Annotated in this window: 9 protein-coding genes; 5 read left to right on the top strand and 4 right to left on the bottom strand. The window is 71.1% G+C overall.

Features of this window, described 5'->3' with window-relative positions; genetic code table 11:
- Positions 1–54 precede the first annotated feature (54 nt).
- Entirely contained in the window at positions 55–1,101 is a 1,047-nt protein-coding gene (locus OG798_RS39180) for a rhamnogalacturonan acetylesterase (protein ID WP_328758510.1), read from the bottom strand.
- Positions 1,102–1,290: 189 nt separating this feature from the next.
- Between OG798_RS39180 and OG798_RS39175 the strand changes: the two genes are divergently transcribed.
- Positions 1,291–2,961, top strand: a complete 1,671-nt coding sequence (locus OG798_RS39175) for a rhamnogalacturonan lyase B N-terminal domain-containing protein (protein ID WP_328758509.1) — start codon at positions 1,291–1,293, stop codon at positions 2,959–2,961.
- A gap of 2 nt (positions 2,962–2,963) precedes the next feature.
- Here the strand turns inward: OG798_RS39175 and OG798_RS39170 are convergent, their stop codons facing one another.
- Positions 2,964–4,373, bottom strand: a complete 1,410-nt coding sequence (locus tag OG798_RS39170) for an RICIN domain-containing protein (RefSeq protein WP_328758508.1) — start codon at positions 4,371–4,373, stop codon at positions 2,964–2,966.
- Positions 4,374–4,532: 159 nt separating this feature from the next.
- Between OG798_RS39170 and OG798_RS39165 the strand changes: the two genes are divergently transcribed.
- Positions 4,533–6,653 carry an autotransporter gene (locus tag OG798_RS39165; protein WP_328760128.1) on the top strand — a complete coding sequence of 707 codons (2,121 nt, stop codon included), beginning with the start codon at positions 4,533–4,535 and terminating at the stop codon, positions 6,651–6,653.
- A gap of 20 nt (positions 6,654–6,673) precedes the next feature.
- Here OG798_RS39165 and OG798_RS39160 read toward each other — a convergent pair whose 3' ends face one another.
- A complete protein-coding gene (locus OG798_RS39160; protein WP_328758507.1) occupies positions 6,674–8,782 on the bottom strand; it encodes a leucine-rich repeat domain-containing protein in 2,109 nt (702 codons plus the stop codon).
- A gap of 49 nt (positions 8,783–8,831) precedes the next feature.
- Between OG798_RS39160 and mmuM the strand changes: the two genes are divergently transcribed.
- From mmuM to OG798_RS39145, 3 genes are all read left to right on the top strand, one after another.
- Complete coding sequence (gene mmuM, locus OG798_RS39155) at positions 8,832–9,782, top strand: homocysteine S-methyltransferase (RefSeq protein ID WP_328758506.1); 951 nt, start codon at positions 8,832–8,834, stop codon at positions 9,780–9,782.
- Between the two features lie 133 nt (positions 9,783–9,915).
- Positions 9,916–10,200, top strand: a complete 285-nt coding sequence (locus OG798_RS39150; protein WP_133257668.1) for a hypothetical protein — start codon at positions 9,916–9,918, stop codon at positions 10,198–10,200.
- Complete coding sequence (locus OG798_RS39145; RefSeq protein ID WP_097224480.1) at positions 10,197–11,756, top strand: amidase; 1,560 nt, start codon at positions 10,197–10,199, stop codon at positions 11,754–11,756. Before OG798_RS39150 ends, OG798_RS39145 begins: the two co-directional genes overlap by 4 nt.
- Here the strand turns inward: OG798_RS39145 and OG798_RS39140 are convergent.
- Positions 11,695–13,332, bottom strand: a complete 1,638-nt coding sequence (locus OG798_RS39140) for a carboxylesterase/lipase family protein (protein ID WP_328758503.1) — start codon at positions 13,330–13,332, stop codon at positions 11,695–11,697. The genes OG798_RS39145 and OG798_RS39140 overlap by 62 nt on opposite strands.
- Positions 13,333–13,352: the final 20 nt, after the last annotated feature.

The following is a 13,352-nucleotide window of genomic DNA, read 5'->3' as shown; positions in this document are numbered from 1 at the left end:
CTCGGTCGGGTGGTACCTGGGGCGCCCCGGTTCCGGACGGGACGCCCCAGGAGTTCATCCCACCCTCACCTGGCGCTCGGGCACCAGATGCTGGGCGAGGAGTTCGTCGCGGACGAGGCCCGCGTAGACCGTGGCGCCGTGCACGGAGGTGTGGGTGTTGTCCCGCTTCTCGTTGTAGAGGTAGATCGCCTTGGAGCCCTCGACGCCCAGCGACTCGACGAGGGCCTTGGTCTTGGCCGTCAGGTCGATGAGGGGCACGTGCTCGGCGGCGGCGACCGAGCGGATGACGGCCGGGTGGTTCACACCGAGGCCGTTGACCAGCAGCGCGGTGTCGTTGTTCAGGGTGCCGTCCGCGTTGAACCAGCGGCGGACGATGGGGGTGACCAGGACCGGGTCGCCGCCCCGCGCGCGGACCCCGGCGACCAGGGTCTCCAGGTTCGCGCGGTACGTCGGCTCGTCGGTCGTCTTGTCGTTGTGCGCGAGCTGGATGAGGACCAGGTCGTGGCGCCGGATGAGCGGCTGGACGGTGGGGAAGAGCGCGGGGTTCTCGAGGTAGGTGACCGTGCTCTCCCCGGAGTCCGCGTAGTTGGCGACCGAGACGCCCTTGCGGAGGTACTGGGGCAGCTGCTGGCCCCAGCCGGTGTAGGGGTCGCCGGGCTGGTCGCAGACGGTGGAGTCGCCGACCAGGAAGATCTGGCGGGTGTGGGGGCGGGCCGGGGTGACTTCGATGTCGGCGAGGGCGGGCGCGGAGCCGCCGAAGGCCAGGTCCAGGCCGAGGGTGCCGTCGGGGCCGGTCGGCTCGCCCTCGGGGGTGCGGACGTTGACCGTGAAGCTGCGGGTCACGGGCTTCCCGGCCGCCGTGGCGGTCTCGGGCAGCAGCGCGCGGCGCGTCTCACCGCTGACGCTCGTGCTCGCCGCGCTCTCCCCGCCGAGCCGTACGCGCACGTCGTACGTGCCGGGCGCGACGTCGAAGTGGCAGGCGGTCGCGGTGCAGTTCTCCAGGCCGAGGGCGCGGGGTCCTCCATGCGCTTGGGCGGGCGTGGCCGTCAGCACGGTAGCTGCGGCCACCGCGGCCACCCCGGCAGCGTTGAAACGTCTCATTGCGGCTCCTCCAACAGGACGACAAGACCTGGCGGCAGGACCGTACCGCTCTCCGCAAGCGCTTTCTAGTACTCGGCGCGTTTTCACATGATTGCCAACCCCCAGGGAGCGAAAGCCCTTTCGCGAAATCGATTCAACTGTCAGTCTTCCGGACACCCGCACACCCCCACCTCCGAAGGAGGCACCCCCATGTCCGGATCCACCGACAGATCCCTCGGACGCCGCACCTTCGTCCTCGGTACGACCGCGGCGGCCGTGAGCGCGACGGCCCTCACCCCGACGGCCGCCGCCGCGAGCTTCGGCTACACGGACGACGGCTCGAACTACGTCGTCGACACCGGCGCCAACCTGGTCTTCAAGGTCAGCAAGACCAACGGCGACCTGACCTCGCTCGTCTACCGCGGCACCGAGTACCAGGGCTACGGCGGCAAGAACTCGCACGTCGAGTCCGGCCTCGGCACCTCCACCGTGACCATCGCGCAGTCCGGTTCGACGATCCTCGTCTCCGTCGCGTACGGCACGCTCAAGCACTACTACGCGGCCCGCAGCGGCGAGAACAACGTCTATCTGTGGACCAACAAGGCCGACACCTCGGTCAGCGCCACCCGTTACATCGTGCGCGTCAAGGCGGGCCTGTTCCTCAACGACGAGCCGGACTCCTACACCTACGCGCCCACCACCATCGAGTCCGCGGACGTCTTCGCGAAGTCCGACGGCCAGACCCGCTCCAAGCACTACTCGAAGCTCCGGGTCATCGACTACAACTACATCGGCTGGACCACCGGAAGCGTCGGCCTGTGGATCGTGCGCAGCAACCACGAGAAGGCCTCCGGCGGCCCGTTCTACCGCTCCCTGCTGCGGCACCAGAGCGCGGACGGCGGCGGACTGTACGAGATCCTGTACTACGGCGAGAACCAGACGGAGTCGGAGCGCTTCGGCCTCCAGGGTCCGTACGTCATCGCCTTCACGGACGGCGGCGCGCCCTCCTCCTCGCTGCACGCCGGGAACCTCACCACCTCCTGGGCGGACTCGCTCGGCATCTCGGGGTACACGGCCGCGAGCGGCCGGGGCCGGGTCGCGGGCGTGGGCATCTCGGGTCGCGACACGGCGTACGCGTACACGGTCGGGCTCGCCAACTCGGCCGCGCAGTACTGGGGTTCGGCACGGGCCTCGGACGGCTACTTCTCGATCGCGGGCGTGCTGCCGGGGTCGTACACCCTCACGGTCTTCAAGGGCGAACTCGCCGTGTACACGTCGTCGGTGACGGTCACGGCGGGCGGGACCACGACGCTGAACAGCATCGCGATCCCCTCCTCCAACGACCCGTCCAACGCGAGCGCGATCTGGCGGATCGGCACCTGGGACGGCACGCCGAGCGGGTTCAAGAACGCGGACCTGATGACGTACGCGCATCCGTCTGACGTCCGGGCCGCGTCCTGGACCGGCAACGTGGTCGTCGGCAGCGGCACCGAGACCTCGGCGTTCCCCTGCTATCTGTGGAAGGACGTCAACAGCGGCATCATCGTGTACTTCAGGCTGACCGCCGCCCAGGCCGCCGCCGCGCACACCCTGCGCATCGGCGTGACCACGGCCTACGCCAACGGCCGCCCGCAGATCGTGGTCAACGACACCTGGACCTCGGCCGTCCCCTCACCGCCCACCCAGCCGAGCACCCGGTCGCTGACCGTGGGCTCCTACCGGGGCAACAACTACACGTTCACCTACAGCGTTCCCGCGTCCGCCTGGCTGACGGACACCAGTGCGTACAACACGCTGAAGATCTACGTGGCGAGCGGCTCGGGGTCGACGTCCTTCCTCAGCGCGGGTACCTCCGTCGACGCCGTCGATCTACTGACCTGACGTCATGTTCCGCGCGTCCACTGCTGGTTGGTCCCTCCGTTGCAGGTGTACGTGATGATGGCGGCGGAGTTGGCGGTGGACGCGCCGGACACGTCCAGGCACTCGCCGCTCGCCCGGGCCTTGACGAGCACATAGTTGCCGGACGTGGTCAGGCTCCACTGCTGGGCGGTGGCGCCGGTGCAGTTCTCCTGGGTGACGCTGGCGGAGTTCTCCTGGAGGCACAGGGAGCTGCCCCGGCCCATGAGTTCGTAGTAGCCGGTGCCCAGGTCCTTGAACCACCACTTCTGGTTGGTGCCGCTGTTGCAGGTGTACTGGCTGATCGCGACGCCCTGCCACAGCGACTGGCTGGGAACGTCCGCGCACTTGGCGCTGGACCGGCCGACGAGGGTGTTGTAGGTGGCGCTCGTCCCGGTGATCGTGCCGGCGGTGGTGTCGACCGAGACCTCCGGGTACCAGGACATGGACATCGAGGTGGAGGTCGGGAAGGTCAACGGCAGCCAGACGTAACGCGAGTCGTTGACGGTGCCGCCGAAGGAGTTGCCCCACCGGTCACCCATGTACAGGTACAAGGTGCCCGAAGTCCCCTGGACCGGAAGGACGTACGCGGTCTGCGAGTTGTACGTCGTCGAGTCGCCGACGTTGGTCATCGCGGTCCAGGGGCCGGCGAGACTGGTCGCGGTGGCGTACTGCTGCTGGTTGGCGTTCCAGCCCGTGGCCGCCGAGGTCAGCATGAAGTAGACGCCGCCCCGCTTGAACAGCGCCGGTGCCTCGCGGTGGCCGCCCACCCACGGGTTGGCGACCAGGCTGTCGATGCCCGTGTAGTCGGCGGTGAGCTTGTAGATCTGCAGGTCGTAGTTCTCGCGGGCCGCCGACACCATGTAGCCGGTGCCGTCCGAGTCGACGAAGGTCGTGATGTCACGGGACATGTACTGGCCGAGCGGCTGGAAGCTGCCCTGGTAGGTGTAGTTCCCGTCGACCGTGTCCGAGACGGCGACGGCGGCGCGCGCCTGGCTGTAGTCGACGCCGTTCTCCTTGTGCATCCACATCACGAACTTGCCGGTGGACGCGTTGTAGATGACCTTCGGCCGCTCGATGTAGGCGGTGCCCAGCTCGGAGGCACTGGACTGGGTCAGTACGTGATTGCGGAACTCCCAGTTCTTCAGGTCGGTGGAGCGGTAGGCGTCCACGTACTTGAAGGTGTTGTCGGCGTTGCGGTCCTCGCCGAACCAGTAGTAGTAGCTGCCGACCTTGATCACCCCGCCGCCGTGCGCGTGCACGACGTTGCCCGAAGTGTCGGTGAACTGCGTGCCGTTGGTGATGGTCTGGGCCGCCGCCTGGGCCGGTCCGGCGGTCGCCAGTGCCGCGGCGACCGCGCAGCACAGGGCGACAAGGATTGCGTACACACGTCTCATCTGACGCCTCTCGGAGGGGATTCGAGATTTCGTACGGCATCTGTCATTACGAACGCCGAAAAGGTAAGGGTGTGTTACGGGAAGGTCAACGGGTCGCGCGTGACAAAGATGCACGCGAGATTTCTGTTATCGCCGCCGTCCGCGTACGTCTCCGATGACGTGCGCAGCCATACCCACAAGACAGCAGCCGCCGTAGGCGCCCTCACGACCGTCGCCCTTCTGGTCACCGCGCCTCCCTCTTTCGGCTCCGGTCGCCTCCGGGACGCTCCAGCCGCCGGCCGTGACGCCACCGCCGACGTCCTCGCGGACCGGGACGTCACGCTCACCGGCGACACGGTGGTCACCGTGCCGTCCGGCACGACGACGTACGCCGGGGTGTTCCGCGGCCGGGGCACCCTCACCGTGCGCGGCGGCGGCACGCTGATCCTCACCAAGGACAGCGACTTCACGCTCCCGGCGGCCCGGCAGCGGCAGAAGGTGACCACCCAGGGCGGCAACCACCCGTATACCACCGTGAGCAACCCGGACCCGCCCGCCGTCACCGTCGAGCGGGGCGCCACCCTCCAGTACGGCACCGGCGGCGGCACCGGTCTGATCGGCCACTTCCCCTACAACACGCCCGGCTACCAGCTGAACCAGCTCAACGTCCGCGTCGACGGCACCCTGCGCCTCTCCCTCACCCGCACCTTCAACATCGGCACCATCAGCGGCTCCGGCCTGGTCACCCAGCCGCGCAACATGTGGGGCACCCTCGACCTCGCGGGCACCCACCCCTTCTCCGGAGTGATCGACAACGGCACCGGCATGGCGGTGGGCCGCCCCGAGTACCCGGTGGCGCTCCCGAACGCCCGCGCCATCCTCAACCAGGGCTCCTGGATCATCGACACCCCGCTGTACCAGACGATCACCCTGCGGCAGAACTTCTACCAGCGCGCGTACGGCAGCGACGTCAACGTCCACTCGCGGCCCGGCAGCAAGGTCGTGCTCACCGGCCAGTACGGCTACAGCGACCAGGGCGGCGACTCCGACCCGTCGTTGAGCGACCCGGGCCTCAACTGGCGCCCTGTCGCTCATCAGTTGAACAAGCGTGGCACCAACGTCGAGGGTGCGGACGTCCAGTGGGGCGACGGGACCACCCACAAGATCTTCATGCCGGGGACGAAGGACACCGTCTACATCAACCTGCACATGGCGAGCGGCGTCCGGTCCCGGCTGACCTTCGCCTACGACGGTCCCGTCACCCTGGGCGCGCCCATCGGCGGCGGCCGGTACCACGACACACTGGCCGCGCCCGGCGCCGGGGACGTGGTGATCAAGGGGACGTCCGGCAACGACGTCACCTTCGCGGCGGAGCAGCACTACGACGGTTCGACGACCATCGAGAAGGGCGCGGTGCTGCGGCTGGGCTCGGGCGCGCGGGGCGGTGACGGCTCGCTGATGACCGGCACCGAGCGCAGACGGATCGTCGACGACGGCACGCTGATCGTCCGAAACGCCACAACTCCCTTGTCGCTGTCCCGAATTGACGGTGCCGGCGGGCTCACCCAGTCGGGCGCCGCGACGACGACCCTGACGGGCGGCGAGGTGTCGTACACGGGCCCGACGACGGTCACCAAGGGCACGCTCGCCCTCGCCTCCGGCGCCACGCTCGCGCACAGCAAGGCGATTCGGCTCACCTCGGCCGGTGCGCGGCTGGACGTGCGGACGACGGGACTTCGGGTGTCCACGTCCCTCAGCGGCAAGGGCACGGTACGGGGCGCGGTCGTCAACGACGGCGAGGTCGCGGGCGCCCTCACGGTGACCGGCGACTACACGCAGGGCGCGAAGGGCACGCTGGTCCTGCGCGACAAGCCCCTGAAGGTGACGGGCGCGGTCCGGCTGGCCGGGGACCTCGATCTGTCGGCCGCCGGGACCGGCCCCGCCCGCGAGATCAGGGTGCTCGACCACACCGGCCGCGCGAGGACGACCGGCGCCTTCTCCGGCCTGCGCGAGGGCGCCTCGGTCGAGCTCGCCGACACCACGTACCGGATCAGCTATCGCGGGGGCGACGGCAACGACGTCACCCTGAAGGCCGTACCGCAGCACCGGACCGCGGCTCCGTCCCCCTCCGCGTCCGGCGCTGCGTCCGTGAAGAACTCCACCGCCGTCGGCGAGAGCGAGAACGCGAACTCGTGGTGGCCGCTGCTGCTCGCACCGCTGCTGGCCGCGCTCGCCGTGCCGGTGGTCCGGCGGGGGCGGTCACGGCGACGCGGTGGACGGCGGCACGCTGCCTCACGGTGAGTACGCTGCCTCCCGGTGAGTCAGGGGTGGACTACGGTCACCCCGCGTTCCGCGAGTTCCGTCATGACGGGATCGGGATCTCCTTGGTACTCGCGGTACCACATGCGGTAGGGCATGGTGACGTGTTTCAGGGACGGCAGGTCGAGCAGGGGGCGGCAGTCCTCCAGGTCGCGGCAGTGGCCCAGGTTGATCTCCGTGAGTTCGGACAGTTCCGTCAGCGCGCCGAGGTCCCTCAGCTCGGACAGGCCCCGGACGTCGAGTTCGCGCAGGCTCGTGTGGCCGGCCAGGCGGGACACGTCCTTCCATTCCAGGCCGGACAGGCGGAGCGTCTCGATTCCCCCGGCGGGTATGTCCTGCGCCAGGGGGCAGCTGATCAGACTCAGGCTCCGCAGGTCGGGGCACTCCTCCAAGGCGCGAAGCGAGCCCAGGACGGGGTCGCGGGAGAAGACCGCCTCGCGCAGCGGGGAGCCGGCCAGGCCGTCGGCGTCCGTGAGCAGGGGGCAGTTCAGGACGGTCAGCTTGCTCAGCGCGGGCAGGCCGCCGAGACCGTCGAGGTCGGTCAGGGACGGAAGGTCGTGGATCCAGAGGCTGCTCAGCGCCGTCAGGCCGGAGAGGTCTCCGAAGGTGCGCAGGTTGCGGCAACCGGTGACCGACAGATCAGCGAGTCGGTCGTGGCCCACGAGGCCGAGTGGGGACAGATCGCGGAGCTGGTCCAGCCCGACCATGGAGAGCCCTTCGAGCAACGGAAGGGCGCCGAGCGCGGAGAAGTCCCGCACGGACGGGCAGTCGAGGACGCCGACCGATTTCAGGAGGCGCAGTGACGCGATGTCCCGCAGGGAAGTGAGCCGTTCGCTCCCCCGGACGTACAGGCGGGTGAGGTTCGTCAGTGTCGACAGTCCGCTCAGGTCGGCCAGTTCGGGGCACCCATGGATGCCGACCTTGGTCAAACGAGGATGCACCCCGAATCCGTCGACGCTCTTCAGGCGGGGACATTCGTCGAGGGTCAGCTCGGTCAGGTCGGACAGCGCGTCGATGCCCCGCAGGTCGCGGAGTTGGCCGCAGCTGCGCAGGTCGAGGTGGGTGACGGCGGGCACGTCGCGCAGGCCGGTCAGGTCGCGGATGCCGGTCCAGCCGAGGTCGAGATGGGTGAGCCGGCGCAGCCCGGACAGCTGACCGGCGTCCTTGAAGGCCCGGCAGCCGCGCAGCGTCAGGGTCTCCAGGGCGGGGAAGGCCGCTCCGAAGCTGGGTGTGGCACGCACCTTGGTCATGCTCAGATCCAGCTCGCGCAGCCTGCCCAGGGTCAGCAGCGGGGTCGTGTCCGCGACGGCCCGGCAGCGGTGCAGATTGAGCCGGGTCAGCTCGGCGAGGCCGCCGAGGGGAGTGAGGTCCTCGATGCCCGCGCACCCGTTGAGATCGAGATCCCTCAGCTCGCCGAGCGCGCCGACCTCGGTGAGGTCCGTGATCTCCTTGAGGCGGTCGAGGTGGAGACCGCGGAGCATGGTGAGGTGCCGTAGTCCTCGGAGCGAGGCCGTGCGCCGCAGCCGTAGCTCGGTGCGGCCCTCGCGGCGGAAGGCCGGGGCGAGCAGGGCCTCGCAGAAGCCGTCGGGGTCGGCGGCCGTCGGCCACAGCCGTAACAGCAGCTCCGAGGAGTAGTCAGCGATCCGGGCGAAGCGGACGGCCAGGTCGAGCGCCTCCTCGTCGTCGGCGAGCGTGACGAGTTCCCGGACGGCCTTGCGGGCCTGGGCCGGTTTGGCCCTCTCCAAGAGGGCGCGCAGGGAGTCGAGTTGGGGTGCGGTGCCGTTGCCGTGGTCCGAAGTCATGAACGGGACTGTAGGGGCAGGGTCCGACACCGACCCCGCGCCCTTCGTCAACGGCCGGCCGGTGCCGGTGGGAAGGGGCGCGAGCCAGTCGTACTTCACCGCCGAGGCGCACATGCCCAGACGTACGAGGCGTTCGTCGCCGCGCCAGCCGCCCTCGCGCAGCCCGTGCACATGTGTGAGCACCTTCAGGACGGCGGAGCGATCACCGACCGTGACACGCCACACGCCGCCGGTGACGACGTTCTTGAGGTTGTGGACGAGGGGTTCGAAGACGGCCCGGTCCGCCGGGGCCCCGAGGATCCCCCTCATCAGATGGACATAACGGGTCGTGGCCGTCCCCATCGACTAGCGTCGTGACATGACCAGCGACACCCCCCGCAGCACTTCCTCCCCCTCCCCCTCCCTCGCCGACGCCCTCGCCTCCGGAACGGTCGTCCTGGACGGCGGCATGTCCAACCAGCTGGAGTCGGCCGGGCACGACCTCAGCGACGAGCTGTGGTCGGCGCGGCTGCTCGCCGAGCGGCCCGAGGCGATCGCCGAGGCGCACCTCGCGTACTTCGAGGCGGGCGCGGACGTGGCGATCACCTCCAGCTACCAGGCCACCTTCGAGGGCTTCGCGAAGCGCGGCATCCCGCACGGGCGGGCGGCCGAACTCCTCGGCCTCAGCGTGGAGCTGGCGCGGGAGGCGGCCCGTCGCGCGCACGCGAAGGGTGCGACCCGGCCGCTGTGGGTGGCCGCATCGGTCGGCCCGTACGGGGCGATGCTGGCGGACGGTTCGGAGTACCGGGGGCGGTACGGGCTGAGCGTCGCCGAACTGGAGCGGTTCCACCGCCCGCGCCTGGAGGTGCTGGCCGCCGCCGCGCCCGACGTACTGGCCCTGGAGACCGTGCCCGACGCCGACGAGGCCGAGGCGCTGCTGCGGGCGGTACGCGGGCTCGGCGTACCGGCGTGGCTGTCGTACACCGTCGCCGGGGACCGTACGCGGGCCGGGCAGCCCCTGGAGGAGGCCTTCGCCCCGGCCGCCGACGCGGACGAGATCATCGCGGTCGGCGTGAACTGCTGCGCCCCCGAGGACGTGGACGGCGCGGTGGAGACGGCGGCGCGGGTGACCGGGAAGCCGGTGGTGGTGTACCCGAACAGCGGCGAGGTGTGGGACGCCGAGGCGCGGGCCTGGAAGGGGCTGTCGACCTTCACGGCCGAGCAGGTGACCGGCTGGCGTCGGGGCGGGGCACGGCTGATCGGGGGGTGCTGCCGGGTGGGACCGGGAGCGATCGCGGGGATCACCCGGGCGCTGACGCCGGCGCGGTGAGCGGGTGCTGGCGCCCGTGCGGTGAGCGGGTGCTGAAGCCCGTGCAGTAACTCCCGTGAAGCACGCGCTCAACGAGGGCTTCACGGACGGGTGATGGAGTCCCCGTACTCGTCAGCCGATCATGGAGGCCCTCTTGAGCGAGCCCACCACCGAGCAACTGGACGCCTACGTACGGACCCGCCTCGCGCTCGCGGGGTTCGACCTCTCCCTGCTGCCCGAGGTGTTCGACGCGGCGACGGGGGTGCCCACACGGGACCAGGTACTGGCCAACCTGCGGTCGTTCGTGGCCTCCACCCCCGGCGCGATATCCGGCTGGGCACCGCCCGCCGAGGGCCCCGCGTACGCGCAGCAGGCCTCGCCGCCCCTCATCTACCCCTCCATCACGGAGGCCTGGACGGGGAAGGCGGACGCCCGATGAGCAGATCCCTCAACCGCCGGGTGTTCCTGGCGAGTTCGACGGCCGTGGCGAGCGGGGTCGCCCTGCGGACGGCCACCTCGGCGCAGGCCTCCACGACGCCCCGTGTCCCCGACATCCACGTACGCGAGGCGGCCCTCGACGACCCCACCGAGGCCACGCTCACCGAGTCCGTCGTGCTCATGCGGCGCGGGAAGCTGAGCTCGACGACCCTCACCGAGGCGTACCTCGACCGGATCGAGCGGTACGACGGGACGTATCAGGCGTACGCGGAGGTGACCGCGGACGCGGCGCTCGCGGCGGCGCGCAAGGCGGACCGGGGGCAGGGCGCCCGAGGCGTACTGCGCGGGATCCCGCTCTGCATCAAGGACAACTACTTCACCCGGGGCGTGCCAACGCGGTGCAACTCCTCCCTCTTCGAGGACTTCGTGCCGGACGAGGACGCGACGGCCGTGGCCCGGCTGAAGGCGGCCGGCGGGATCGTGCTCGGCAAGGGGCAGATGGGGCCGCTCGCCACCACCCGGGCGACGAAGCCGAACGGGACGGTGACCACGGTCAACGCCTGGACGCCCGGGGACCCGGGCGTCGACCCGGGCGGCTCCTCGACCGGACCGGCCTGTTCGGTCGCCGGGCGCATGGCGGCGTCCTCGATCGGCACCCAGACCGGCGGCTCCATCGTGCTGCCCTCCAACCAGCAGAACCTGACCGGTCTGAAGCCGACCATGGGCCGGGTGTCGATCCACGGCGTCATCCCGCTGTCCTTCACCCGCGACCACTCGGGCCCGCTCGCCCGCGACGCCATGGACGCGGCGCTCATGCTCCAGGTCATGGCCGGTCCCGACCCGAAGGACCCGCGCACGCTGGGACTTCCGGCCGTGCCCGATCTCGTACGGGCCGCCACGCCCGTTCTCTCGCGCGGCGGGGCGGTTCGGATGCGCCGGGCCACCCGGATCGGGGTGCCCTCGGACTTCCTGGCCGCGCAGAAGGAGCTGCGCACCGCCCTCCTGAACCAGCTGGACGCGATTCCCGGCGTCACCCTCGTCGACATCGCCTATCCCGCCGACTGGAACCTGCTGACCGGCACCTTCAACGCGGCCCGGCTCGCCGAGCGCACCGAGCCGTTCCGGCACTGGCTGCGCGAGGACCCAGCCAAGTTCGGTGTCTCGCTGCTGAGTTGGCTCCAGGGGCTGATGCTCTCGGGCGACGAGTGGATCACGGCCCAGCGTGCCAAGAACCATCTGCTGCGGGAGGTCCTGGACGGGCTCATGAACCGCTGCGACGTGCTCCTGCAGACCGGGCCCGTCCCCTTCGACATCCTCGGGCTGCCCGAGATCGCCTTCCCCATCGGCTTCGACGCGGGCGGGGTGCCGGTGGGGGCGATCCTCGGCGGGCAGCCCTACGAGGAGGACCGGCTGCTGGAGGTCGCCGCCGCGTATCAGGCGGTCACCGACTGGCACACGCGCCGACCCGCCGACCCGGTCCCGGCCGCCGCACGCCTCAGGGCCGCGCTCGCCCGCCCCCGGCTCTCGGCGGAAGAGGTGGCCACGAGCTCGGCCTGACGGCCATGACCCGGCGGGGTCGGCGCGGGCGCGGCGAGGGGGTGGACTCCGGGGAGCTGAGCGGGGCACCGGGCCGCCCCGACTCGGCGTCCCACAGCGCCAGTTCACGGTCGCGCGGTCCGAGTACGGTGTGCGGTGCGCCCGCGCCGAAGATCCGGACCGGGTGCGAGGCGTCCCAGGCCTGCCAGCCCGGGTCGCCCTCGACCGCGAACCGCACCCACGCAGTGTGCATCGCGTCGGCGAGTTCCTGCGGGGCGCCCGGGCCCGCGAGCTGCGCCGCCTGGGGCACCTGCACGGTGTCGAAGACGAAGCCGAGCTCCAGGGCGTGGCAGGCGCCGAGGCCCGGCACGTTGGAGGGCCAGGCGAACTCGTAGACGTACGCGGGTGTCCGCGGCGGACGGGCGTCGGCGAGCCGGTGCAGCGGCACCCGCAGCAGATGGTCGGTGACCATCTGCCCGACGAGGTCCGCGGTGCCCGTCCGCGGATGGATCGCGCGATAGCCGCGGGGCACCTCATGGCCGCAGCGGCAGCGGGCCATGGCACCGGCCAGGGCGACGGGACCGAGCCGGTCGACACGCTCCAGCAGACCTCCCGGGGCCAGCCACAGCCGGTACTCCTCGCTGGTCCAGCCCAGCAGCAGTTCGACGTCGGGCGCGCCGCCTGCGCCGCCTTCGAGGAGTGCCTCCATCGGGTCGCGCGGGACGAGGTCGCCGTCGACGACGATCCCGAAGGCGGGCCCGCCGAGGACCGGGCTGCTGAGCCTGGCCACGTCGGCCTGGGTGCGCAGCAGCAGGGCGCGGTCCACTGCGGCGAACGCCCGCGCCGTCGCCGGGACCTTCAGCCGGGTGGCCATCCTGCGCACCATGCGCCGTACCTTGTCGCGCTCGCTCGCCTCCGGCGGTCCGCTCTGCAGGACGGCCCGCCGGAACAGGCCCTGGGCGCGCGGGCCGGCCAGCAGCGCCCCGATACTGATGGCCCCGGCCGACTCACCGAACACGGTCACCCGGTCCGGGTCGCCGCCGAACCGCGCGATCGACTCCCGCACCCACTCCAGCGCGGCGAGCTGGTCACGCAGACCGGCGTTGGGCGGCGCGTCCGGGAAGAGTCCGTAACCCTCCACGCCCAGCCGGTAGTTGATCGAGACGAGGACGACGCCGTCGCGTGCGAAGGCGTGGCCGTCGTAGACGGGCACGGCCGACGAGCCGCGGGTCAGGGCGCCGCCGTGGATCCACACCATGACGGGCAGCCGGGCCCCGGGGCCGGGCTCCGGTGTCCAGACGTTCAGGTTGAGACAGTCGTCGCCGGGCACCACGGGGTCGGCGAGCAGCCGTGCGTACGCCTCGGAGTACGGGGGCTTGGGCGGCGTCGGCCCGAACTCCCCCGCGTCACGCACACCCTCCCAGGGCTCGGGCGGGACGGGTGGCCGGAACCGGCGGGCGCCGAACGGCGGGGCCGCGTAGGGAATGCCGCGGAAGACGGCGACCCCGTCCTCGTACCGGCCGCGCACCGCTCCGTAGGGAGTGGAGACCACCGGGTCGTGCGTCCGTGAAACCGAGTCCACCGCGTCCACCGCCATCCGCCCACCAGCTCCTCACC

It is taken from the genome of Streptomyces sp. NBC_00271 (assembly GCF_036178845.1).
GTDB lineage: Bacteria > Actinomycetota > Actinomycetes > Streptomycetales > Streptomycetaceae > Streptomyces.
This window is presented reverse-complemented; position numbering and strand designations above follow the sequence as displayed.

What these genes read in the sequence shown, in the direction of transcription:
- mmuM (WP_328758506.1), top strand. Translation starts at nt 8,832, where the DNA reads ATGACCAGCGACACCCCCCGCAGCACTTCCTCCCCCTCCCCCTCCCTC.
- OG798_RS39175 (WP_328758509.1), top strand. Translation starts at nt 1,291, where the DNA reads ATGTCCGGATCCACCGACAGATCCCTCGGACGCCGCACCTTCGTCCTC.
- OG798_RS39180 (WP_328758510.1), bottom strand. Translation starts at nt 1,101, where the DNA reads ATGAGACGTTTCAACGCTGCCGGGGTGGCCGCGGTGGCCGCAGCTACC.
- OG798_RS39145 (WP_097224480.1), top strand. Translation starts at nt 10,197, where the DNA reads ATGAGCAGATCCCTCAACCGCCGGGTGTTCCTGGCGAGTTCGACGGCC.
- OG798_RS39140 (WP_328758503.1), bottom strand. Translation starts at nt 13,332, where the DNA reads ATGGCGGTGGACGCGGTGGACTCGGTTTCACGGACGCACGACCCGGTG.
- OG798_RS39170 (WP_328758508.1), bottom strand. Translation starts at nt 4,373, where the DNA reads ATGAGACGTGTGTACGCAATCCTTGTCGCCCTGTGCTGCGCGGTCGCC.
- OG798_RS39160 (WP_328758507.1), bottom strand. Translation starts at nt 8,782, where the DNA reads ATGAGGGGGATCCTCGGGGCCCCGGCGGACCGGGCCGTCTTCGAACCC.